Genomic DNA, 22,772 nt, shown 5'->3' with positions numbered 1-22,772 from the left:
GTATATTTAGTAGCGTCGCCGGGAGCCTTTCGACCTGGATGCATCGCTCCCTGTTAGCGTATGCTGGAAGCCGGCTATCCGAGAAGTGGGACCGCCCGAATTTGAATCGGGGTCACGGGCACCCAAGGCCCGAAGGATACCAAGCTACCCTACAGTCCCGTATCACCACCTACTGTGGTGGTGGTGGTAAGCGTTTCGTTCGATCGCCCCTACTGGTCGTCCTCGCGGAGTTCCAGGGTCGCGATGATGCGGCCGGGCGCGTGGCCCTTGCGCACGCCGTCGAGGATGCGGAACGCGCTGTCCGGATCCAGGAAGTGCGTGGTGACCGCGCGCCCGCGGTCCGTCGGCTCCAGGCCGTCGATGAACTCGTACTCCAGTAGCTTCCCCAGGGCGTGTTTCGTGGGGATGTCCCCGACCATGCGGTCGTTGAGGCGTTTGGCGGCCGTGCCGCCGACGGTGACGTTCGCCAGCGTCTCCTCGACGGCGGCGTCCTCGTCGTAATGCGTGACCACGTTCTCCATGTCGCCTTTCAGGAGCGTGAACGCGATTTCCTCCTCGGTGCCCTCCATCGAGGAGTGATACGACGCGTCGGGTTCGACGAGCACGTACACCTTCCCGCGGTCGTGGTAGTCGGGACGGCCGGCGCGGCCGAGCATCTGCTCGAACTCCTGGACGGAGAGCCATTCGATGCCCATCGCCAGCGTGTCGAAGATGACCTGGTTGGCGGGGAAGTCGACGCCCGCCGCGAGCGCCGCCGTCGTCACGACGGCCGCGAGGTCCTGGTCGCCGAACTGTCGCTCGACGGATTTGCGTTCGCCGTAGTCGAGGCCGGCGTGGTACGGCCGCGAGGGGTAGTCGAGTTTGCGCGAGATCTCGTTGCAGCGCCGCCGCGAGTTGGTGAAGATGATGGTCTGCCCGCGGTACCCCATCGAGGACTCCTGGTCGAACTCCCGGCGGACGAGCGTGTTCTCGATGTCGGGCTTCTCGGCGCCGTCGGCGAACGTGACGTGGCGCTCGATGGGCACGGGGCGCTCCTCGAACTCCACGAGGTTCGCGCGCAGCTTCCCCGCCAGCTCGCCGGGGTTGCCGACGGTCGCGGAGAGATACACCCACTGGGCGCCGTCGTAGCCCGCGCGCTCTTCGCGGCGCTGCTCGCAGTAGTATTTCAGTCGCGAGATGAGGCCGTCGAGGCGGTGGCCGCGGTCGTCCTCTTTGAGCGTATGCACCTCGTCGATGACGACCGTGCCGATGTCGCCCAGGTCGCGGCCCGTCCGCAGCGCGTGGTCGATGCCCTCGTAGGTGCCGACGATGATGTCCGCGGCGGGGTCGAAGGCGTGGCCGTCGTCCCGGATCCGCGAGGACCCCACGCGGATGGTGACGTTCGCGAGGTGGCCGTATTCGTCCTGGAAGTCCTCGTGTTTCTGGTTGGCCAGCGCCACCAGCGGGACGAGAAACAGCAGCTTGCCGTTGCCGGACTGCAGCCGGTGGAGGCCCGCGATCTCGCCGACCAGCGTCTTCCCGGTCGCCGTCGCCGACACCACCATCTGGTCGTCGCCCTCGACGAGCCCGTTCTCGACGGCGAGACTCTGGACGGGCAGCAGTTCCTCGAAGCGGTCCTCGAAGAGCCCCTGGACGTCCGGATGCAGGTCCAACTCCGAGACGGCCACGGGGTCGACGTCGTCGGTGGTCGCCGACACTTCGTCGTATTTCGTCAGGTCGGGGTCGAGATCGCCACCCAGCAGCCCGGTGACCTTTTCGAGGTCCTGCTCGGCGAACAGCAGCTCTTCGAGGCGGTCCTGTGCGGCCCCCGACACCGCCCCGGAAAAGGAGAGTTCGCGCTCCAGCTCCTCGACCGCGCAGTCCCGGCAGATGAACTCGCCGTCGGCCTCGATGGCGGTCTCCGCGGTGAGCGGGGAGTACCGCCCGCGGCCCGCGCAGTACCGACACGTCCGCACCACCTTCGCGGCGAGCTGGTAGGCGTCCAGCATGGCCTGGACCTCCTCGCGGCCCGCGGCCGTCGTCTGCTGGCTGATGCGGATGCGGCCGGCGCGGCGCGCGATCTCCACGAACTCCTCGGGGTTGCGTGGCTCCTCGCCGCCGTCGGTCTTCCGCCGGAACCGGGCCGGACGGGGCCCGGCGCTCTTCTCCGCGACCTCTAGTTTCGCGCGGAACAACCGGTCCCCGTCGCGGTTGGCCACCGCGAGGTAGTCGTCGCCCGTCTCGTGGAGGAACAACGTGTCCACGCGCTGGACCTGCTCAGACACGACCACACATACAGGACGCCGGTATTTCAGCCGTTCGCTTGGCTTCCCGATGCCACCGCCAGCGTGCGCTGGCAGTGTCTCACGGTACCGGGAACGTCTGTTTCGCCGACGGCACGCCGCCCGAGATCACGGGCGTCCTCGACTGGGAGACCGCGGCGCTCGGCGAGCCCCGGACGGAGCTCGGGTATCTCCTGTTCTACTGGCGGGACGACGGCGACCCAACGCCGGGCCTCGACGCCATCCGAGCGCGCTACGGTGACGACCACCCGGACGCCGTTGCGGAAGTGGCGGCAGCGGCCGAGCACGGCTTCTACCGGTACGCGAACCGGCCGGGCAGCCCCAGCCGTCGCGAGTTGATCGAGCGCTACGAGGCACGGACTGGGCTCGCCTTCGACCACGGCCGGTTCTACCGGGCACACGCCGCGCTCGGGCTCGCCGCCGTCTGGGAGGACAGCCACGCCCGCCGGGTCGCGGCCGGCGAGCCCACCGACTGGGAGCCGCTGCTGGACTACACGGCGGCGGTCACGGCGAGCATCGTCGACGGCGAGTTCGAGGCCTGAGGCCCGCTACGCTTCGTCCGCGACCAACTGGATGTCGTCGTCGCCGTTCGGCACCACGCAGATGAACGCCCCCGGCTCGTCGCCGTCGTTCTCGTACCAGTGGACGGCACCGGCCGGAATCAGGAGGCTGTCGCCGGCGCTGACCTCGTGGGTGTCGCTCTCGATGCCGACGGTGTACTCGCCGGCGAGGACGTACTGCTCGTGTTCGACCGCGTTCGTGTGCTCGGGCACGCGTGCCCCCGGGTCGAGTTCGAACCGGCGCATCGCGAAATGCGGCGCGCCGTTCTCGCCGTCGATCAGCACGCCCTTCCTGGTGCCGTCGCCGGCGCTCACGTCCGCGTAGTCGATCTCGCTGGCGCGCCGAACCAGCGGCGTCGGCTGTTGTCCCATGGCCACCACCACGCCCACGCGTCACATAACTGGCTCGGCCATCCCCGTGGAGTCGCGGCCGGCGGTGCCGGAGCGCACAGACATAGGGACGTGGCCGGGCTATCCGCGTCCATGCCACAGTCCCCTGCGGCGTTTCGCTTCGACTACGAGTCGCCCGCGCTCCGGTTCGGTCCCGACAGCGTGCGCGACCTCGACGCCAGCCTCGACGCCCACGACGCCGACACCGCGCTCGTCGTCACCGGCTCCACGGTCGGCACCACCCCAGCCGTCATGGACCCCGTGCGTGACGGGCTCGGGGACCGTCTGGCCGGCGTGTTCGCGGAGACCACCGGCGAGAAACGCCTCACAACCGCGTTCGACGCCGCCGAGCGGGTCGCCGCCACGGACGCCGACGCGATCGTCGCTGTCGGCGGCGGGAGCAGCATCGACGTGGCCACTGTCGCCGCCGCCCTCACGGGCACCACGCAGTCGCGCGCGGCGGTCGCCCGGACCGTCCGGGACACCGCGACGGTCCCGATCCCCGACGGCGCGCTGCCACCGATCGTTGTCGTCCCCACGACGCTCGCCGGTGCCGACATCTCACAGGGCGCGGGCATCGCCGCCCACCCCGACGCCGGGGTCGTGGACGACACCCACAGCGCCGTCGCCGACGACCGCCGCCTGATGCCCGCCAGCGTCGTCGCCGATCCCGTGCTCGCCGCAACCACACCCAGATCCGTGCTCGCGGGGTCGGCGATGAACGGCCTCAACAAGGGCATCGAGACGCTCTACGCCGCCACCGCCACGCCGATCACCGACGCCACCGCGAGCCACGGCGTCGGCACGCTCGCCGCCGGCCTCCGAGCGCTCGGGACCGCTGATCCCACGCCGGAGACGATGGCCCCCATCCTGCGGGGGCTGTTGCTGGTGGAGTACGGCATCTCGCGGCCCGACGCCACCACGCTCTCGCTGACCCACGCCTTCGGCCACGCGCTGTCCCGCGCCAGCCCCATCCAACAGGGCGTCGCCCACGCCGTCGTCACACCCCACGTGCTCGCGCACCTCTTCGACAGCACCGACGGCCGCCGCGACCGGCTCGCCGCCGCCCTGGACGTCGGCGACGATCCCGACCCCGCGTCCGCCGTCATCGACGCCGTCACGGCGGTGCGCGACGCCCTCGGGCTGCCGGCCCGCCTCCGCGACACCGACGGCCCGGCCCGCAGCGAGCTTCAGGCGGTCGCCGCCGCTGCTATCGCCGACCCGTTCGTGGACAACGCGCCCGACGGCGTCCCGCTCACGCGCGCCGACGCCACTGAAATCCTCGACGCCGCCTGGTAGCCGGTTTCGACCCGGGTGGCCGTGGACTTAACACGCATCCTCCGGTACGCTCCACTATGCGAGGGTTCCGCATCGGGCGTGTGTTCGGCATCCCGATCAAGCTCGACGTCACGTTCCTGCTCGTGCTCCCGGTGTTCGCCTACCTGATCGGCACCCAACTGGAGGTGTGGGTTTCGACGCTGAACGGCGCGCCGTTCGCCGCCGGCCTGGACGCCACAGCGCTGACCGCCGGCTCCGTCCGGTGGGTGCTCGGTGCCGCCGCCGCAGTCGGGCTGTTCGTCGGCGTCGTGCTCCACGAACTCGGCCACTCCGTCGTCGCGATGCGGTACGACTTCACCATCGACGCCATCACGCTGTGGGTGCTCGGCGGCGTCGCCAGCCTCACCGACCAGCCCGAGGAGTGGGACCAGGAGCTCTGCATCGCGCTCGCCGGTCCCGCCGTCAGCGTCGCGCTCGCGGCCGTCGCCTACGGAATGCTTGTCGTGCTCCCGTCGTCGCTCGACACCGTGCGGTTCGTGTTCGGCTACCTCGCGCTGATGAACCTCGCGCTCGCCGCGTTCAACCTGCTCCCGGGGTTCCCGATGGACGGCGGCCGCGTGTTGCGCGCGCTGCTGGCCCGCACCCGGACGTTCGCCCGCGCCACCAAGATCGCCGCCGAAGTCGGGAAGCTGTTCGCGTTCGTGCTGGGGATCGCCGGCCTGCTCTCGTTCAACGTCATCCTCATCGGGGTGGCGTTTTTCATCTACATCGGTGCCGCCGGGGAAGCCCAGCGCACGGCCATGAACGCCGCCTTCGAGGGTGTGACGGTCGCCGACGTGATGACGCCCGCAAGCGACGTGCACACGGTCGCTGCCACGGCCTCCGTCGCCGACCTCATGGACAGCATGCTCGAACACCGCCACACCGGCTACCCGGTGTTCCGGGACGCCACCGCCGTCGGAATGGTGACCCTCGACGACGCCCGGTCCGTGCGCGCCGTCGAGCGCGACGCGATGCGCGTCGCGGACGTGATGAGCGACGACGTCTACACCATCCCCGGCTCCGCCGACGCCACCGACGCCCTCGACGCCCTCCAGGAACACAGCGTCGGGCGCCTGCTCGTCGTCGACGCCGACGGCGAGATGGTGGGGCTCATCACCCGCAGCGACCTCATGGACGCCTTCGGCATCATCCAATCCACCGGGGCGGCGGTCTCCCGGGAGTCCCTCGATCTCCCCAGCCGCCCCTGACTGTCGACCGGTACGTTCTTCGCCGTGCTCGCGCTATCGGCTCGTCCACGATGCCCGACGGTGACGCCCCCGATGTCACGCCCCTCTACGAGGCGTGGTCGCTGCACGGCGCCGACCGGTACGCCGCCGGCGACCTGCGCGCGCGCAGCCGCTACCTCGGCCTCGAACACGACGACCTCCGCGCGTGCCTGACGCAGGCCGCCGACGTGGTCGACGTGCCCGCCGAGGACGGCCGCGGGACGGTTGTGCCGCTGCACGCCCCGGACACACCCGAGCCGACCGACGAGTACGTCGTCTGGGATCCGGACAGCGACGCCGTCGGCTACTTCGACGAGAGCTTCGGCATCAGCGGCGCGCACAGCCGCGTCCCCCTCGACGACGTGGTCGCCACGGCCATCGCCCACCGGGTGCGGTTCTGGCACCCGGCGCGCGCCCCCGGCGGCGACACCGACCCGGACGGCCCGCTTGCAGCCGCCACCGTGCCCGACTGCGTTCCCCCAACGGACCCGCTCGCCGGCCGCGACCGCCGGGCGTTCTTCGACACCCTCCGCGAGACCGTTCGGGGTGAACGGGCCGCCGAACGCGACCAAACCCGCGACGCGCACGCCGACGCCGATCTCGGCCGACTCGTCGACGAGCACGCCGTCGACGGGCCGTTCGTGCTCGTGTCGACGACCGCCCACTCCGACCGGCCGGCGGACGTCCGCGTCCAGTACGCCCCCGACGACGGCGCACCGGCGGACATCGACCTCGTCGCCGCCTTTGACCTCTACCCGGACAACCGCGTGCTCGTGGACGCGTTCCACGACGCCCTCCCGTTCCCCGCGCGCGTCGCGAGCGTCGACGGCCCGCTGGTGACCCTCCAGCCGACCTGGGAGCGCGTCACCGACCCCGAGGGCGTCGCCACGACGCTCGCGGACGCCGACCCGTTCTGGCTGCGTGGCCTCCTCAACCCCGTGCCGTACACCCGCCGCCTGGACGCCATCGACGCGGTCTGGGAGACGCCCGCGAAGCGCCGGCTGCTCACCGGCCAGCGCCCCCTGTCGTTCTCGCGGCCGCCGAACCGCCGGCACGCCGACCTCGCGCTCGACGACCACCAGCAGCGCGCGCTCGCGTGGGCGGTCGCCGCCGACGACGTGGCCTGCATCCACGGCCCACCGGGCACCGGGAAAACGCGGACGCTGGCCGCGGTCGTCGCCGAGTCGGTCGCCCGCGGCGAGCGCGTGCTCGTGACCGCCCACTCCAACCAGGCCGTCGACACCCTCCTCGTCGGCGACAGCACGCTCGACGCCGCCGACGACGGCTCCCTGCACGGCGTGCTCGGCGACGACCCCACGGTGGACATCGCACGCCACGGCCGCCACTCCCGGAACCGCGTCGTCGACGACCACTACCGCCAGCGCGGGGTCGACGCCGCGGACGTCGTTGCCGCGACGACGAACGGCGCCGCCACCTTCGACCAGAACGCCTTCGACCTCGCGGTCGTCGACGAGGCCACACAGGCCTCCCGGGCCGCCACCGCCATCGCCGTGAACGCCGCCGACACGCTGGTGCTCGCCGGCGACCACCGCCAACTCCCGCCGTACGGCGTCCGGGAGGGCGGGGCGGGCGAGATGCGGCCGTCGCTGTTCGAGACGCTGATCGACCGCTACGGCGACGACGTTGCCGTTCTGCTCGCGCGCCAGTACCGGATGCACGACGCCATCGCGGGCTTCCCCAACGAGGCGTTCTACGGCGGCCGCCTCGAAACCGCGGCGGTGGCCGCCGACCGCGCCGTCGACGGCCTTCCGCCGGTCGCCGTCGTCGACGTGGCCGGCCAGGAACGCCGCGACGAACGCGGCGCGAGCGTCCGGAACGCCGCCGAAGCGTCGGTCGTCGCCGACCGCGTCGACACGATCCGCCGTGCCGGCGTCGAGCCCGGCGATCTGGGCGTCATCGCCGCGTACAGCGACCACGTCTCGGCGATCCGGGGCGTGCTCGCCGACCGGGGGCTCGACCGCCCGGCGCTCACCGTCGACACCGTCGACTCCTTCCAGGGTGGCGAACGCGACGCCGTCGTCGTCTCGTTCGCGCGCAGCAACGACGCCCACGACGCGGGCTTCCTCGAACACCCAGCGGCGGGACCACGCCGGCTGAACGTCGCGCTCACACGCGCCCGCCGCCACCTCTCGCTGGTCGGCGACTGGGCGACGCTCACCGACCCGGCCAGCCACCGCAGCCCCGCAGCGAGCTGCGCAGACGTGTACGCCGACCTCTACGACACGCTCGCCGACCACGCCGACGCCAGGCTGTTCAACCGCCGCTAACCCTCGCCGCGACCTCCACAGCCAAGACCCCGGGCGTGCTACACGAGTGCGTGACTGCCCTGCTCGTCTACGGTGCGTACGGCTACACCGGTGAACTGGTCGCCGCGGAACTCTGTGCGCGCGGCCACGACCCGGTGCTGGCCGGCCGGAACGCCACGAAACTCGACCGCATCGGCACCCGCCTGGGCTGCGACACGCGCGCGTTCCCCGTCGGGGCCGCCGCCGCCCACCTCGACGGCGTCGACGTCGTCCTGAACTGTGCGGGCCCGTTCACCGAGACCGCCACCCCGCTGGCCGACGCCTGCCTGGACGCCGGCGTCGACTACCTCGACATCACCGGCGAGATCCCGGTCTTCGAGACGCTCGCGCGCCCGCGACGACGACGCACGCGACGCCGACGCGACGCTGCTCCCGGGCGTCGGCTTCGACGTGGTGCCGACCGACTGCCTCGCCGCCCACCTCGCCCAGCGGCTCCCCGACGCCACCCACCTCGCGCTCGGCTTCGAGCCACACGGCGGCATCTCGCCGGGCACGGCCGCCACCGCGGTCGGCCAACTCGGCGACGGTGGTGCCGTCCGCCGCGACGGCCGCCTGCTCTCAGTGCCGCCCGCCCACCGCCAGCGCCGCATCGACTTCGGCACCGGCACCCGGACCGCGGTCACGTTCCCCTGGGGCGACGTCGCCACCGCCTTCCGGTCGACCGGCATCCCGAACGTCGAGGTGTACATCCCCATGCCGTCGGCTGCGCGCCGCGCGCTGCGCGCGTCCGGGCACCTCGCGCCGCTTTTCGACGCCGCGCCCGTCCGGGACACCCTCCGATCGCTCATCACGCGGTTCGTCGACGGTCCCGACGCGGACGAACGCGCAACCGGCCGCGCACACATCTGGGGTGAAGTCAGCTCCGACGCCACCGGCGAGACGGCGGTCTCCCGGCTTGTCACGCCCGAGACCTACGCGTTCACCGTCGACGCCGCCACCACCGCCGCCGAGCGCACTCTCGACGGCGACACCCCGCCCGGCTACCAGACGCCCGCGACCGCCTTCGGCGCCGACTTCGTCACCGACCTCGACGGCGTCACCCGGACCGACGACGGGGACGCCTAGAGCGCGTCGAACTCGACGTCACCGTTGTCCGACTCCGCGACCACCTCGTGCGTCCCCTCGCCGAGCACGCCACGCACCATGCCGTCGTCGCCGTCGCGACGCAGGTCAGACAGCTCGAGGTCCTCGATGCCGGTTTCGCCGTTGTCGGTCCGTGCCACCACCTCGGCGTCGGCGTCCGGGGACAGTGACACGCTCACGTCCCCGTTGTTCGACACGGCGGTCACGTCACCGGACAACGGCGCTGGCTCGTCGATGGTGACCGCACCGTTGGTCGTCTCCGCCGCCGACACCGGGCCGGCCGACTGCACTGTCACGTCGCCGTTGTCCGTGGTCGCGGACTCGACGCCCGCGACGTCCTGGACGTCGATGTCGCCGTTGCTCGTCTCAAGCTCGCCCACCGCCGTCCCGGCCGGCACCTGCACGTCGAACGCCGCGCTCACGCCGTCGGTGGTTCCCGCGAGCGCGACCGAAAGCCCATCGGCGCCGGTTTGCCCGGCGACCTCGGCGCCGTCGACGCGCTCCTCGCTGGGGCCCGACAGCCGTGCCGTTACCGCCACCTGCTCGCTGTCGTGTGTCGATACCGCCACGTCGCCGTGCTTGCCGCTGACGCTCACGGCCGTGTCCTCGGCGGGCAGGTCGAACTCGACATCCCGCGTCTCCTCGTACTGGTCGTCGGACTGGGCCCCCATACAGCCGGTCAGTGACGCTGCCGCCGCAGCCGCGACGCCGCCAAGGAGGGCTCGTCGGTGCATACGTCGTGCTCTCCGCTCGCGTCCCTTATTAATTCCTACGTGTTGCTCGCGGTTCGAGTCTCGACGACGGGTCAGACGGGAGCATTGAACCAGCGCCAGCGGTCACCCTCACTGTGCTCGGGTGCTGTGACCGGCAGCGCTCGCCGGGACGGACCTCCCGCTTCGCACTTCGGTCGTCGCGAAAAGGTCCAGGGGCGAGAATCGAACCCGCGTCTCAGCCTCCACAAGGCTGAAGGATAGTCCACTACCCTACCCCGGACACTGCATCCTGTCGTAGCGTGCTCGCAGACAAATACGTTACGACCTCGGGCAGACGATACGCTTTTCCACTAACCCGCCGTATCACGGGGTGACTGTGGCCATCACGGACAAAATCTACGTCAAGAACCACCGCCAGCTCGCCTCCCAGCTCGACACCCGATTCCCCAAGTCGGCGTTCAGCGGCGCGACCCTCGACATCCTGTTCACGGGGGATCTCTCGGCGCTGAACGACGCCACCCGTGACACCGTCCTGGAGTTCGCCGAGGACTTCCTGGACTGCGACTGCGACTCGAACCCCTACTGTGGCCACCCCGAGGAGAAGTTCGTCGAGTACCTGCTGGACCTCCGCGCGCAGGGCCTCGACCCGGAGTCGATGGTGGACGTGATGACCGACGACTACATGGTGTACGCCTACCCCGGCGACCTCTACTCGTTCCTCGACGACGCCATCCGCACCCTGGAAGCCGTCGAAGAGCTCGCCGACGTGGACGGCCGCCCAGAGGAGGCCGACCGCGCCAGCCGGAAGAAGCGCGAACTCAGTCGGTAGCGCCGCTGCCGCCTATCCGAGCTGGTAGGGTTCGTCGTCGTCATCCAGTTCCTCCAACTTGACCACGTCACCGATCTCGTCTTCGCTGTCGGTCTGACTCCGGAGGTGGTCGATGTACGCCTTCTGCTCGTCCAGCTGCTCGCGGAGGTGTTCGGCTTCCAGTTCGAGGCGCTCGTGTTCGCGCACGAAGCTCTTCGACACCTCGACGGTCGGCGGGAAGTCGTCGTCGTCGCCGTCTCGCGCTCTCGTGCTGTCCTCGGGCACGACCCGGACCTTCCCGTCGTGGGTCACAAGCGAGTCAACGTAATCACGGAACACCGCCGACAGGGAGATGTTGCGCTCCTCGGCGATCTCGCTGAGCGCGTCAAACGCCTCCTCGTTCACCCGGAACGAGATGGTCTTGTTCTTGTTCCCCATGTACCGGACAGTCGCGCCCGGAGCAGCTTAAGCGTTTGTCGCCCTCACTCCGGCGCGTCGAACTCCGCCAGCGCGTCGACGACCGCCTGCCGGTACGCCGAGGTATCCGCGCCGTACTCGGCGCGGGCGCGCTCGGCGTACTCGTTGCCCTCCTCGTTGAAGGCCTCGATGCGGTCGAGCGTGCGCTCGGCGGCCTCGACCACCCAGCGGTCACGAACGCTCTCCTCGACCATCGTGATCGACTCCGGCCGCAGGGAGACGTTCACGGACCCGTCGTCGGTCTCGTAGGTCCGTGGCTTCCCGACCACGGCGACGTACGTCGGCGTCTCGGCGTCCCGCAGTGCCGCCGCCGCTTCCGGCTGGTACTGGCCCGCGTAGACGAAAAACGTCCCCGTCGGGTCGACGACGCGGCCCCGCCAGTACTCCGCGTCCTCGCCGATGTCCTCGGTCTCGGTGAGCGTCCCGGTGACGAACACGCGGTTCGCGCGCTCGCCGGTCGGGAGCAACGCGTACAGCGGCGCGCGCTCGTCGTCGGACTCCTTGAACGTGAACGTGGCGTCGTTGAACTCGGCCGCGAAGACGCGGCGTGCGACTTCGCGGGTGGGTGCGCCGCTCATTTCAGATCGACCTCGCGCGGATCAGCACGGATTCAGTGTCCGGCCGGGTGGTAAGCAACTCGGTGTCGTTGGCGAGCACGTACCGACCGAACGTCGGCCCCGTCACCCGATAGTACTTCCCGAGGATCGTGGCGCGCATCTCGTCGGCAACGACGGTCGTGTCGAGGGCGTCTTTGGCCATCTGCTTGGCCTCCTCCAGGCCGATGCCAGTGAGGGCTTCCGTGGCCTCCTCGTCGAAGATGACCTCGTGGACGTCGGTGCCGTCGTCGAGCACCCCCTTGATGCGGAGGTCGAACTCCCCGTCGCCTTCGCCGTGCTCGTTGCAACGGCCGTTCTGGAGGACGCGCGTGCAGTCCTCCTCGGGGCAGCGCTTGATCAGCCCGCTGCCGGACTGTACGTCCACGAGCGCGCCCGCGACCTCGTCCTCGTTGTCGCCGACCTCGAACTCCTCGTCGACCGCCTCGATGGACGTTGTCTTGTTCAGCTTCACCGAGTATCGGCCCTGGTACTCGTCGGTGACGACGTTCCCGAGGCGATAGACTTGCCCCTCGTCGAGGGTTTCGAGGTCCGACTTCGCCCACTTCGTGAACTTGATCGTGCCGGTCGGGTCGCCCAGCAGGCCGACCTGCCCGACGGAGTCCGAACGGGGCTCCCACAGTTCCACGACTTTCGCCGTGATGTCCACCCACTGCTCGGCCTCGTCGACGTCCTCGACTTCGACGGTGTCGTTGCCGCCACCGCCGGCGAGGTCGTCGCGGTCGAGGCCGGCCTCGTCGAGGTAGTGGTTCTCGACGCTGCGGCGGGCCTCGTCGACCGGGACTTTGTACTCAGAAACCAGTTTCTCCAGCCGTGCTTCCACGTCGTCGACGGTCGCGTCGACGTGCTCCGAGAGGTCGTCGTGGACCTCCTGAGCCGTGTCTGAAAGGTCGCTCATGGTCGTGTATCCGTCTCCGCGTGTGTTTCGATGGGAGACGTATCGGTGTTTGCTCCCAACCCCCTTTAAATCTCCGCACCCGGGGTGAACGCGGTCGCTCGCCCCCCGGAGACAGGCATTTGGGCCGCGGCGCCGAACCCGCCGGCATGCACTCCACCCTCCGGGTGAGCGCGCCGTGACACACACTGTCGCTGCCGTCCTGCTCGCCGGCGGCACCGGCACCCGGCTGTATCCCGCGAGCCGCAGCCACCGCCCCAAGCAGCTGCTCGCGCTCGGCGACGACGACCGCAGCCTGCTCCGCCGGACCGCAGACCGCGCGGCCTTCGCCGACGACCTGCTGGCGGTCACCCGCGAGGCGTACGCGGACCGCGTCCGCGACGAGCTCCCCGAGGCCACCGTCCTCGTGGAGCCCGCTGGCAAGGACACGGGGCCGGCGCTCGCGTACGCCGCCAGGGAGGTGCGGGCGCGGTTCGGCGAGGACGCCGTCATGCTCTGTCTGCCCAGCGACCACGTCGTCGGCGACGGCTTCCAGGAGACGGCTGAGACCGCCGTCGATGTCGCCGCCCGCACCGACGGCCTCGTCACGATCGGCGTTGAGCCGGACCGCCCGGCCACCGGCTACGGGTATATCGAACCCGGCGACGACCACGGCGACCACCGCGGGGTCGCGGTCTTCCGCGAGAAGCCGGACGCCGAGACTGCCAGCCGGCTCGTCGACCGCGGCTGTCTCTGGAACGCCGGGATGTTCGCGTGGACGCCCACGGCCTTCCTCGACGCCGCCCGCAGCGGCCCACTCGACCCCCTCGTGGACGCCCTCGCAACGGACGCCGATCCGGCCACCGCCTTCGAGCGCGTCGACCCCGTGAGCGTCGACTACGCCGTCCTCGAACGCGCCGCCGACGTGCGCGTCGTCCCCGCCGCCTTCGACTGGGACGACCTCGGTGCGTGGAACGCCCTCGGCCGCCTGCTCGACGGCGAGAACGCCGTGCTCGGCGACGCCACCACCATCGACGCCACCGGGAACGTGCTCGCAAGCGACGACAAACACGTCTCGGTCGTCGGCGTCGACGACCTCGTGGTCGCGGCCTACGACGACCGCGTGCTCGTCGTCCCGAGAGCGGACGCCCAGCGCGTCCGCGAGGTGGTTGCGGCCCTCGACGCCCCGTTTTGAGCGCCGGCCACTACCCCCACAGCCGGCCGCCGTCGACGGGCACGCTGGCACCGGTCACGAAGCTCGCGCGGTCGCTGGCGAGAAACGCCACCACGTCGCCGAGCTCACTCGGCTCCCCGAGCCGATCCAAGGGGACCTCCTCGCTCCACCCCGCCAGCCCCGCCTCGTAGCTGTCAGCCTCCCCGCGCGCAACGGCCGCCGACACCAACTCCTCGATGCGCGCGGTCTCGTGTGGCCCCGGCTGGACGACGTTCGCGCGCACCTCCGGTGCCCACTCGCGGGCGACGGTCTTCGCCAGCCCGACGACACCACGCCGCACCGCGTTCGACAACATCAACCCCTCGATCGGCTCGCTCACGCTGGTTGAGGTGATACACGTCACGGTGCCGCCGTCGCCCGCCACCAGGTGCTCGTGGGCGGCGTCAAGCGTCCGCACGACACTCATCACGAGCAACTCGAAGGCGTCCGTCCAGTCGTCGTCGGTGACCGCGGTGAACTGCCCGCTGGGCACGCCGCCGGCGGACGTGACGACGTGATCGAGGCCGCCGAACGTCTCGACGGCTGTCTCTACCACTGCCGTAACGTCCGCCCCGTCGGTGATGTCCGCAGGGACCCCACGCACCGAGCCGGCGGCGTCCGCGCCGATCTCCTCGGCCGCCGCCACAACGCGCTCTTCGTCGCGCGAACACACCACCACGTCGGCCCCCTCGCGCGCCAGCGCCGCCGCACTCGCCTTTCCAAGCCCGCTCGACGACGCCGTCACAACCGCCACGTCCCCATCGAGTCCGAGTTCCATACCGACGCCTTCGCACCGCACCGGGGAAGCTGCTTCGCAGCCGCCCCGTCAGCTCCCCCAGAAGTTGTCCCGGCTGCCCAACCGCTCGCGGTCGTCGTGCCCGCCGTCGTCGGCGTCCTCGTCGTCGCCCCCCGCAGCGTCGTCGTCGTCGGCGTCCGCCGGCTCGTCGGGGAGCTTCTCGATCAACTCCGCACGCGCGTAGTTGGGCTTCACCGTCGACACCTCGGCTTTCACGCGGGCCGGCGGCAACACGCCGTCGACCATCACGATGAACCCCGACTCCTCCTGGCGGCCAACGCCAGCCCCGCTCTCGTGCATGTCGTCCACCTCGATGACGACCTCCTCGCCGGGCACCACGGGCGCGGTCTGCAGGTCCTCGATCGGCTGGCTGTAATGCTGGCACCACTCCATCCCGCCGCGGTCGCCGTAATGCTGGCACCCCATTCCCTCGATCTGTTCCTGGAAGCTGGGGCACTCGTCGGCGATGGGGCAGTCGGCCATACTCCCTACTGGTGGCGGCCGCTCTAAAAGCATTCCCTCTGCATTACTTCCCTCGGCGCCGACGCCACCAATCACCCATCCATCACAAGGGATTTACTAACACCGGCGCTCCGTCGGCCCATGACGATCCGCGACGCCCTCTCGGTCCACCGCGTACCGAGTGCACTCCTCTCGGCCACCGTCATCGGCCTCGCGGCCCGCCTGCTGGCGCTCGGCGACCGCGTCTTCTACTACGACGAAGCATGGTTCGGCTACTGGGTCCTCCGCGGCATGGAACACGGCGCCTGGGAGTACCGCCCCATCCTCCACGGGCCGCTGTTCGCGCGCGTCAACTCGCTGGTTTTCGGCGTGGTCGGCGCAACCGACGCCACCGCACGCCTCGTCGTCGCGCTCACGGGCGCGCTGCTCCCGCTTGCGGCGTGGCTGTTCCGCACCCGCCTCCGCGACGCCGAACTCATCGCGCTCGGCGCCGCCCTCGCGTGCAACCCCGTGCTCGTCTACTACTCGCGGTTCATGCGCAAAGACCTCCCGCTGGCGGCGTGCATGCTGCTCACGCTCGGTCTCCTCGTTCGCGCGTCCGACACCCGCCGACCGCGCTACCTCTACGCCAGCGCCGTCACGCTCGGGGTCGCGTTCGCCACGAAGGAGAGCGTGCTCCTCTGGATGGTGACGTGGCTCGGGGCGAGCGTGCTCGTGCTCGATCGCCACCTCCTGCGCGCCCGCGACACCGACGGCGACGCTCTCGGGGCCCTCCGATCGCTGCTCCGCCGTGCCGTCGCGGGCGCACGCGACTGGTGGCACCACGGCGTTCTCGCGGCCGCCGTCTTCCTCAGTGTTGTCGTGTACTTCTACGCCCCCCGTGCCGGCCCCGGCCAGGAGATCGGGCTCTGGCGCGCCCTCACCGGTGACTTCGCTACCCTCCCCGCCGTCGTCGGCGAGGCCACCCTGGGATCGCTGCACAAGGCCATCGACTACTGGGCAACGGGGAGCATCCAGCGCCACGCCTACCTCCCGTATTTCACGGACACCGCTGACACCGTCATCGCGGGCGCGTCCGGGGTCGCCGCGTTCGCCGTCGTGGGGTTCCTCTGGGATCGCTACGCCGGCGCCCACCCCCGGGGGCTGGTTGCGTTCAACTTCTACTGTGGGGTCGCCGCACTCGTCGGGTACCCCCTCGCGAACAACTTCCCGGTTCCGTGGTCGACGGTCCACGCCATCGTGCCGCTGACCGTTCCCGCGGCCGTCGGCGCCGCCGTCGTCTACCGCTGGGGCCGCAGCCGTCTTCCCGCCCGCGAACCCACGATCCTCAGCGAACACACCCCGATGCACGCCGTCCGAGCAGTGCTCGCCGCAGCCGTCCTCCTGTCGGCTGTCGCCGCCGGCGGCGCAACCCTGACCGAGACGAGTTACCAGGCCCCCCACGAGAGCCCGCGAGGGGACCCCGGCAGCGACGTGATCTACTACGCACAAGCGCCCGCGGACCTCCGCACGGTCGTCACCGACATCGAACGCGCGGCCGCCAGCGGCGGCTCGGACACGGACGTCCTCTACGCCGGCGCCCCCCTCGCGATGACCGAATCACGCGTCGACCGCCCGCCGGCAACCGGCGCGTGGCACGCCCGCATGCCACTCCCCTGGTACACTGAATCCCTGGACGCAGACGTCGCAAGCGTCGACGACCCCACGGCGGTCGGTGACACCCCGCCGCCCGTCGTGATCACGACCCCGGCGCTGGAATCACAGGTCGGGGCCGCCATCGGTGCTGGCTACGAGCGCGAGACACACGCTCTCGACGACATCGGCGACCGCACTGTTGTGGTGTTCACCGCCACCACGGAGTAACCTGGCTGCTGGCACGCGCCCCGTACACGGTGTTCGCGACGCAAAAACCGCGGCTACGCCAGCGGCGTCCGCTCGACGACCTGCCCGTCGTAGGTCGGATACTGCTCGACGATCTCCCCGTCGTCGATGTCGCCGTCGTCGATCATCTCCTCGAGGAGCCACCACGCCACCTCGACGTGGTCGGACTTCACGGTGTAGTACTCCTCGGGAACGCCCAACTCGCGGATGCGGCCCGCGCCGACCGTGGTCTTCCCGTAGACGAGCGTGCCGTCGTCGGTGATCTCGTCGAACTCCCGGCGGACGTTGCGCGCCATGCGCTTGAGCCGCGAGCGGTGCTGGGCGGCGTCCTTGAACACGCTCGTACAGAAGTACACCTGCTCGTGGTCGGCCATCTCCGAGAGGATGGCGTCCTTCGAGCCGTCGACGGCGCTCATGTGGCCCTCCTGGAGCTCGTAGCCCGCCTCCTGCATGCGCTCGTAGTTCCCGTCGCTCATCTCGAACTCGTTGATGTTACAGAAGTCCGCCGCGCCCTCGTCGAGGAACTCCAGGAACTCGTCCTCGGCCCGAATCCCGGGGATCTCGAAGGCGGGGGTCAGTCCCTCCTCGCGGGCGATGTAGAGGATTTCCTCCCACTCGGTGCCGTGCATATCCCCCCACAGCTCGTAGGGCGGATGGAAGCGGATCTCGTCGAGGCCCGCCTCGCTCAGCCGACGCATGTTCTCGCGGCCGCCCGTGATCCCCGTGTAGAGGTGCGTGTGGTGGTCCTCGCCGAACTCGTCTTTCAGCAGGCGCAGATACCGACAGGTGCGGTCGAGCACTTCCTGGGGCTCCCCGCCCGTGATCGAGGTGCCAAGCGCGTCCATCAGCTTCGCCTCGCTGATGATGTCCTCGTCGTCCTCGACGGGGCGCTCGTTGGCGTACACCTGCTGGACGTTCTTCCGGTTCTCGCCGAGCGGACAGTAGAAACAGTCACGCTGGTCACAGTACCCATACACGAAGAGGACCATCTTTCCCCCTTCCGCGCACTGCTCGCAGCCCTTTGAGATCATCTGGTGACGCATTAGTACCGCGTGAAGCCTCAAAAACCGTGCGGAACGCAACCGCCACCGGTGTTTCTGTGAGCGCTGCCTCCCCCCGAAGACAAATATGGGGGGGTCGCATACCACCGCCTAGATGTTGTTGGTCCTGTGCGTGGACCTCGACGACGACCTCGGCCGGAAAACGGGCGTCCCGACACCTGTCGTCGGGCGCAACGACGTCGAGCACGCCGCCGTCTCGCTGGCCGAAGCCGACCCCGAGGACAGCGACGTGAACGTGCTCTTCGAGGGCGTCCATCTCCACGACCGGTACAGCGACGACGAGGACGTCGTGGTGGCGGCGGTCACCGGCGTCGACCGCGGGGACGTGGCCGCCAACCGCGCAGTCGGCCGGGAAGTCGACGAAGTCCTGGCGTCGCTGTCGCCCACCGACCCCGTGCGCGCCGTCGTCGTCACCGACGGCGCGCAGGACGAATCAGTGGTGCCGGTGATCCGCTCGCGGGTCCCCATCGAGGCGCTCAAACGCGTCGTTGTCCGGCAAGCCCAGGACTTGGAGTCGATGTACTATACGCTCAAGCAGGTGATGAACGATCCCGAGACGCGGGGCACGATCCTGGTTCCGCTGGGCATCCTGTTGTTGATCTACCCGCTGGCGGTGCTGGCCGACGTGCTCGGGCTCCCCGGCGCGGTGCTCGGGGTGTCGTCGGCGGCCGTCGGCCTCTACGCCCTGTTCCGCGGGCTCGGCCTCGAACGCGTCGCCGACGACGCCGTCAACCGCCTCCGTGACGGCCTCTACACCGGCCGCGTCACACTCATCACGTACGTCGTCGCGGCCGCGCTGCTCGTCATCGGCGGCGTCGAAGGCGCCGCACGACTGGACGCGGTGCGCGCACACGCCGACGGCGCGCTCGCCCCAAGCACCGTCGTCGCCGCCCTCACCTACGGCGCAGTCCGGTGGTTCGCTGCCGCCGGTCTCACGACCAGCCTCGGCCAGGTCACCGACGAATACCTCGCCGACCGGTTCCGCTGGCGGTATCTGAACGCGCCGTTCTACGTGCTCTCGATCGCCGCCGTTCTGTACACGCTGTCGGGGTTCTTCCTGGAGTACGTCACGCTCACCGAACTCGCCGCGGTGCTCACGGCCGGCACGCTGGTGAGCGTGCTGTCGACGCTGGCGCTCGCGGTCGTCGAATCGTGGCGCGCCACCCCCGAGGGGTCCTGAGCTACGCGTCCCGCTCGACGACGAACTCCGCGAGATACTGCAAGTAGTCTTTGGCCTCGCCGTCCGGCAGCTCCAGCTCCGCCAGTGCCCCCAGCGCGCGCTCGGACTGCTCGCCCGCCAACCGGTTCAACGCGTCCGGCGACCGGTCCGTGACCTGCACGATGCTGGGGCGGTCCAAGGCCTCGTCGACCCCCGCGGGCTTTCCCAGCGCGTCGCTGTCCGCGGTCGCGTCCAGCACGTCGTCCCGGATCTGGAACGCCACGCCGACGCGCTCGGCGTACTCGCCGAAGCGCTCGACGGCCCGCCCGTCGGCGTCCGCTGCGATCGCGCCCAGCTCCGCCGCCGCGCGGAACAGCGCTCCGGTCTTCCGACGCGCGAGTTCCATGTACTCGCGCTCGGTCTCCGGCCGGGCCACGAGCTCGATGGCCTCCCCCTCGCCGAGCTCCACCAGCGAATCGGTCACACACTCCATCGCGCGCGGGTCACGCGAGAACAGCGCGAACGCCTCCCCCAGCAGGCCGTCGGACGCGACGATCCCCGGTCCGTAGCCGTACTCCGCCCACGCGCTCGCCGAGCCCCGGCGCAGCTCCGACCGATCGATGATGTCGTCGACGACCAGCGAGGCGTTGTGCACCAACTCGACGCCGACGGCGTAATCGAGTGCGTCCTCCCCGCCGGCCGACAGCGCCGCGTTCTCCCGGACCGCGGCGGCTTCGGCGGCCCCCGTCCAGACGGCACCGCCGGCGGCCTCACACACGAGCACCGTGAGCGTCGGTCGGACGCGCTTGCCGCCGGCCAACACGACGTGTTCGAGTTGGTCGCCGAGCTCCGTCGGCTCGACACCGCCGACCGCCTCGGTGATGCGCTGCTCGATGGCGGCCCGGCGCGCCTCCACGTACTCCATCACCACTCAGTCGGGGTTTCCCGGGCAAGTACCTGACGGCATCCCACGGCGAACAGCCGCCACCGGGCGGTTTCCACCAGTCTGCCCGCACACCCCGGTAGTTATACCGCCCGCGGTCGCACGACCCGCACATGCGCGGCCAACCCGTTCACCGCCGGTCAGTCCTCGCGCTCGTGGGTGGCGGTGCCGTGTCCGCACTCGCCGGCTGCACCGACACCACCGACGGCGACGCCACGACAACCACACCCGAACCGACGCCCCGGTCGGAGACACAACCGACGCCCACGGCCACCGACGACATCCCGATCGCGGGCCCATCGCCCGATTTCGGTGGGCTCGGACTGGCGAGCAACGCCTTCGCCGACGGCGCGGCTATCCCCGACCGGTACACCCGCAGCGGCGCGGACGTGAACCCGCCGCTGTCGATCGCCGGCGTCCCCGAGGACGCCGCCACGCTCGTGCTGGTCGTCGACGACCCGGACGCCGTCGACCCCGCTGGCGAGGTGTGGCTGCATTGGCTGGTGTGGAACATCCCCGCCTCCAGAACCCGGATCCCGGCCGCCTGGACGCCCACGGAGCCAACGGTCGGCACCAACGACTTCGGTGAGCGCGACTACGGCGGCCCGGCACCCCCCGACGACACGCACCTCTACCGGTTCAAACTGTACGCCCTCGACACCACCCTCATACTCCCCCAGGACGCCACCGAGCGGACCGTCGGCAACGCCGTGCGCGGCCACGTGCTCGCATCCACCCAGCTGGTCGGGTCACACGCGCCGTAACTGCGTGCTGCTCGCGCCCGCGCTCAGACGCTCGGCGCTTCGCCGCCGAACTCCTCGATGAGCGCCGGGACGACGTCGAAGAGGTCGCCGACGATACCGTAGTCGGCGATGTCGAAGATCGGTGCGTTCGGGTCCGTGTTCACCGCGATGATGGTGTCCGCGCCCTTCATCCCGGCGACGTGCTGGACGGCCCCGGAGATGCCGACCGCGAGGTAGACGTCCGGCGTCACCTGCTTGCCGGACTGCCCGACCTGGCGGTTTTTCGCCAGCCAGCCGTTGTCCACGATGGGCCGCGACGAGGACAGCGTCGCACCCGTCGTCTCGGCCAGCGCCTCAATCAACGCGATGTTCTCCTCCTCCTCGATGCCGCGCCCGACGGACACGAGGAACTCCGCGTCCGCGATGTCGACGTCGCCGCCGCCGACCTCCTCGAAGCCGTTCACCGTGGCCCCGATGGCGTCCTCGTCGATGTCGGCGTCGAACGTCGAGATCTCGGCGTCGCCGACGCCCTCGGCGGCCGGCCACTCCGCGCCCCGGATGGAGACGACGTACGGGCCGTCGCTCACTTCCATCGTGGTCTCGACTTTCGAGCCGTACATCTCCCGCGTGACCTCCAGGGTGTCGCCGTGATCCAGGCCGATGGCGTCCGAGACGTACGTGCGCCCCGTCCGGGTCGCCACCGCGGGCGCGTAGTCCAGCCCGTTCACGCTGTTCGGCGTGAGCACGACCGCCGCGTCGAGATCGCCGGCCAGCGCCGCCACGGCCTGCACGTAGACGTCGTGGTTGAACTCCGCGCCGTGCTCGACGGCGTGGACGTGATCGACGCCCGCCCGGTTCAACTCGTCGGCGAACCCGTCGGTGTCCCCGGACACCACCGCGGCGTGAAGCTCGGTGTCCATCGCGTCCGCCAGCTCCCGGCCCGCGGTCAGCAACTCGAAGCTCACGCCCCGCAGCTCGCCCCGGCGGTGATCGGCGACGGCGAGCACGCTCATTCGCCGACCACCCCCGCGTCGCGGAGCACGTCAGCCACGCCACTGGCCTGTTCGCCGGCGTCGCCCTCGATGTACTCGGCGTCGCTCTCGGTCTCTGGCTCGTACATCGCGGTGATGTCGAGGCTGGACGCAACGACGTCCGCGTCCAGCCCGAGGTCGTCGAGGCTCTTCGGCGCGATCTCCTTGGACTGCGCCTGCCGGATGCCACGCAGGCTCGCGTACCGCGGCTCGTTGATCCCCGTCTGGATGGTGAGCACCGCCGGCAACTCGACGTCGGTGAGCTCCTCGACGCCGCCCTCCAGTTCGCGGCGCACCGACGCCACGCCCTCGTCGAGCACGCCCGCGGTGTCGAGGTCGTTCACGACCGCCGCCCACTGGAAGCCGAGCGTCTCGGCCAGCGCGATCCCGGTCGCGCCGAAGCTGTCGTCGTTGGCCTGCACCCCGGAAAACACCAGTTCGGGGTCTTCGTCCTCGACGACGGCCGCCAGCAGCCGGGCCTTCGTCTCCACGTCGAGCAGCTCGGTGTCCTCGATGGCGTCGTCCCAGACCCGGACCGCGCGGTCCGCGCCCTTCGCCAGCGCCATCCGGATCGTCTCCTCGGCGCGCTCCGGGCCGATGGTGACCGCGACGACCTCGACGTCGTCGCCGGCCTCAGCAAGCTGGACGGCCTCCTCGACGGCGTAGTCGTCCCACTCGTTGAGGTCGTAATCCAGGTACGTACTCTCGATCTCCGTTCCCGAGATCTCGAAGTCGTCCTCGACGGCAGCCACCTCCTTGACGGTGACGAGAACCTTCATCACCCGAGGAATCGAGCCCCCTGTACGTAA

General features: G+C 70.3%; 22 protein-coding genes, 2 tRNA genes and 1 pseudogene. 11 read left to right on the top strand and 14 right to left on the bottom strand.

Going from position 1 to position 22,772, the window contains the following annotated elements:
* Positions 1 to 86: 86 nt before the first annotated feature.
* Positions 87 to 159, bottom strand: a tRNA-Pro gene (locus tag JRZ79_RS21750).
* Positions 160 to 209: 50 nt separating this feature from the next.
* Positions 210 to 2,264, bottom strand: coding sequence for a DEAD/DEAH box helicase (locus JRZ79_RS21745; protein ID WP_205252187.1), 2,055 nt, complete (start codon positions 2,262 to 2,264; stop codon positions 210 to 212).
* 74 nt (positions 2,265 to 2,338) lie between these two features.
* Here JRZ79_RS21745 and JRZ79_RS21740 point away from each other — a divergent pair, with 74 nt between their 5' ends.
* The gene (locus JRZ79_RS21740; protein WP_231546314.1) at positions 2,339 to 2,824 is read left to right on the top strand and encodes a phosphotransferase; all 486 of its coding nucleotides are present in this window, start codon (positions 2,339 to 2,341) and stop codon (positions 2,822 to 2,824) included.
* Positions 2,825 to 2,830: 6 nt separating this feature from the next.
* Here JRZ79_RS21740 and JRZ79_RS21735 read toward each other — a convergent pair whose 3' ends face one another.
* Positions 2,831 to 3,214 carry a cupin domain-containing protein gene (locus tag JRZ79_RS21735; RefSeq protein WP_205252186.1) on the bottom strand — a complete coding sequence of 128 codons (384 nt, stop codon included), beginning with the start codon at positions 3,212 to 3,214 and terminating at the stop codon, positions 2,831 to 2,833.
* Between the two features lie 111 nt (positions 3,215 to 3,325).
* On the opposite strand from JRZ79_RS21735, the gene JRZ79_RS21730 reads away from it, so the two are divergent.
* The 5 genes and pseudogenes from JRZ79_RS21730 (at position 3,326) to JRZ79_RS26215 (ending at position 9,170) form a co-directional block, all read left to right on the top strand.
* A complete protein-coding gene (locus tag JRZ79_RS21730) occupies positions 3,326 to 4,531 on the top strand; it encodes an iron-containing alcohol dehydrogenase family protein (protein ID WP_205251125.1) in 1,206 nt (401 codons plus the stop codon).
* A 56-nt stretch (positions 4,532 to 4,587) separates the two neighbouring features.
* Positions 4,588 to 5,760: a CBS domain-containing protein gene (locus tag JRZ79_RS21725; protein ID WP_136361555.1), complete on the top strand. Its 1,173-nt coding sequence runs from the start codon at positions 4,588 to 4,590 to the stop codon at positions 5,758 to 5,760.
* Positions 5,761 to 5,810: 50 nt separating this feature from the next.
* The gene (locus JRZ79_RS21720) at positions 5,811 to 8,066 is read left to right on the top strand and encodes a DEAD/DEAH box helicase (protein ID WP_205252185.1); all 2,256 of its coding nucleotides are present in this window, start codon (positions 5,811 to 5,813) and stop codon (positions 8,064 to 8,066) included.
* A 35-nt stretch (positions 8,067 to 8,101) separates the two neighbouring features.
* A pseudogene (locus JRZ79_RS26220) lies at positions 8,102 to 8,344 on the top strand (saccharopine dehydrogenase); the annotation flags it as partial.
* A gap of 154 nt (positions 8,345 to 8,498) precedes the next feature.
* Positions 8,499 to 9,170: a hypothetical protein gene (locus JRZ79_RS26215; RefSeq protein ID WP_346347528.1), complete on the top strand. Its 672-nt coding sequence runs from the start codon at positions 8,499 to 8,501 to the stop codon at positions 9,168 to 9,170.
* Here JRZ79_RS26215 and JRZ79_RS21710 read toward each other — a convergent pair.
* Together JRZ79_RS21710 and JRZ79_RS21705 are read right to left on the bottom strand one after the other, a co-directional pair.
* Positions 9,167 to 9,922 carry a DUF4097 family beta strand repeat-containing protein gene (locus JRZ79_RS21710; RefSeq protein WP_010903603.1) on the bottom strand — a complete coding sequence of 252 codons (756 nt, stop codon included), beginning with the start codon at positions 9,920 to 9,922 and terminating at the stop codon, positions 9,167 to 9,169. The two genes, JRZ79_RS26215 and JRZ79_RS21710, sit on opposite strands and share 4 nt — an antisense overlap.
* Before the next feature lie 186 nt (positions 9,923 to 10,108).
* Positions 10,109 to 10,181 (bottom strand) — tRNA-His (locus JRZ79_RS21705).
* A gap of 96 nt (positions 10,182 to 10,277) precedes the next feature.
* On the opposite strand from JRZ79_RS21705, the gene JRZ79_RS21700 reads away from it, so the two are divergent.
* Positions 10,278 to 10,730 carry a DUF5814 domain-containing protein gene (locus JRZ79_RS21700; protein WP_012289448.1) on the top strand — a complete coding sequence of 151 codons (453 nt, stop codon included), beginning with the start codon at positions 10,278 to 10,280 and terminating at the stop codon, positions 10,728 to 10,730.
* A 12-nt stretch (positions 10,731 to 10,742) separates the two neighbouring features.
* Here JRZ79_RS21700 and JRZ79_RS21695 read toward each other — a convergent pair whose 3' ends face one another.
* The 3 genes from JRZ79_RS21695 to JRZ79_RS21685 are packed head-to-tail and all read right to left on the bottom strand — an operon-like array spanning position 10,743 to position 12,698.
* A complete protein-coding gene (locus JRZ79_RS21695) occupies positions 10,743 to 11,147 on the bottom strand; it encodes a ribbon-helix-helix protein, CopG family (RefSeq protein ID WP_010903601.1) in 405 nt (134 codons plus the stop codon).
* A gap of 44 nt (positions 11,148 to 11,191) precedes the next feature.
* Complete coding sequence (locus JRZ79_RS21690) at positions 11,192 to 11,764, bottom strand: RPA family protein (RefSeq protein WP_010903600.1); 573 nt, start codon at positions 11,762 to 11,764, stop codon at positions 11,192 to 11,194.
* Between the two features lies 1 nt (position 11,765).
* Positions 11,766 to 12,698 carry a replication protein A gene (locus JRZ79_RS21685; protein ID WP_012289447.1) on the bottom strand — a complete coding sequence of 311 codons (933 nt, stop codon included), beginning with the start codon at positions 12,696 to 12,698 and terminating at the stop codon, positions 11,766 to 11,768.
* A 175-nt stretch (positions 12,699 to 12,873) separates the two neighbouring features.
* Here JRZ79_RS21685 and JRZ79_RS21680 point away from each other — a divergent pair, with 175 nt between their 5' ends.
* A complete protein-coding gene (locus JRZ79_RS21680; protein WP_205252184.1) occupies positions 12,874 to 13,869 on the top strand; it encodes a sugar phosphate nucleotidyltransferase in 996 nt (331 codons plus the stop codon).
* Positions 13,870 to 13,879: 10 nt separating this feature from the next.
* Here JRZ79_RS21680 and JRZ79_RS21675 read toward each other — a convergent pair whose 3' ends face one another.
* On the bottom strand, positions 13,880 to 14,665 hold the full coding sequence (locus JRZ79_RS21675) for an SDR family oxidoreductase (protein WP_205252183.1): 786 nt from the start codon (positions 14,663 to 14,665) through the stop codon (positions 13,880 to 13,882).
* Between the two features lie 48 nt (positions 14,666 to 14,713).
* Positions 14,714 to 15,166, bottom strand: coding sequence for a TRAM domain-containing protein (locus tag JRZ79_RS21670; RefSeq protein WP_012289446.1), 453 nt, complete (start codon positions 15,164 to 15,166; stop codon positions 14,714 to 14,716).
* A gap of 120 nt (positions 15,167 to 15,286) precedes the next feature.
* On the opposite strand from JRZ79_RS21670, the gene JRZ79_RS21665 reads away from it, so the two are divergent.
* The gene (locus tag JRZ79_RS21665) at positions 15,287 to 17,008 is read left to right on the top strand and encodes a flippase activity-associated protein Agl23 (protein ID WP_205252182.1); all 1,722 of its coding nucleotides are present in this window, start codon (positions 15,287 to 15,289) and stop codon (positions 17,006 to 17,008) included.
* A gap of 53 nt (positions 17,009 to 17,061) precedes the next feature.
* Here JRZ79_RS21665 and JRZ79_RS21660 read toward each other — a convergent pair whose 3' ends face one another.
* Positions 17,062 to 18,057 carry a radical SAM protein gene (locus JRZ79_RS21660; protein ID WP_012289444.1) on the bottom strand — a complete coding sequence of 332 codons (996 nt, stop codon included), beginning with the start codon at positions 18,055 to 18,057 and terminating at the stop codon, positions 17,062 to 17,064.
* Positions 18,058 to 18,181: 124 nt separating this feature from the next.
* Here JRZ79_RS21660 and JRZ79_RS21655 point away from each other — a divergent pair, with 124 nt between their 5' ends.
* Positions 18,182 to 19,267, top strand: a complete 1,086-nt coding sequence (locus JRZ79_RS21655; protein ID WP_010903593.1) for a DUF373 family protein — start codon at positions 18,182 to 18,184, stop codon at positions 19,265 to 19,267.
* A gap of 1 nt (position 19,268) precedes the next feature.
* Here the strand turns inward: JRZ79_RS21655 and JRZ79_RS21650 are convergent, their stop codons facing one another.
* The gene (locus JRZ79_RS21650; protein ID WP_010903592.1) at positions 19,269 to 20,171 is read right to left on the bottom strand and encodes a polyprenyl synthetase family protein; all 903 of its coding nucleotides are present in this window, start codon (positions 20,169 to 20,171) and stop codon (positions 19,269 to 19,271) included.
* Positions 20,172 to 20,302: 131 nt separating this feature from the next.
* Here JRZ79_RS21650 and JRZ79_RS21645 point away from each other — a divergent pair, with 131 nt between their 5' ends.
* On the top strand, positions 20,303 to 20,953 hold the full coding sequence (locus JRZ79_RS21645; RefSeq protein WP_010903591.1) for a YbhB/YbcL family Raf kinase inhibitor-like protein: 651 nt from the start codon (positions 20,303 to 20,305) through the stop codon (positions 20,951 to 20,953).
* A 23-nt stretch (positions 20,954 to 20,976) separates the two neighbouring features.
* On the opposite strand, the gene JRZ79_RS21640 is transcribed toward JRZ79_RS21645, so the two are convergent.
* A complete protein-coding gene (locus JRZ79_RS21640; protein WP_010903590.1) occupies positions 20,977 to 21,945 on the bottom strand; it encodes an electron transfer flavoprotein subunit alpha/FixB family protein in 969 nt (322 codons plus the stop codon).
* Positions 21,942 to 22,742, bottom strand: coding sequence for an electron transfer flavoprotein subunit beta/FixA family protein (locus JRZ79_RS21635; protein ID WP_205252181.1), 801 nt, complete (start codon positions 22,740 to 22,742; stop codon positions 21,942 to 21,944). The genes JRZ79_RS21640 and JRZ79_RS21635 overlap by 4 nt, the downstream gene beginning before the upstream one ends.
* Between the last annotated feature and the right edge of the window lie 30 nt (positions 22,743 to 22,772).

Origin of the sequence: Halobacterium sp. BOL4-2 (assembly GCF_016917835.2) — an archaeon.
Classification (GTDB): Archaea; Halobacteriota; Halobacteria; order Halobacteriales; family Halobacteriaceae; genus Halobacterium; species Halobacterium salinarum.
The sequence above is the reverse complement of the archived record's forward strand: the minus strand, read 5'-3'. Positions and strand labels throughout refer to the sequence as shown.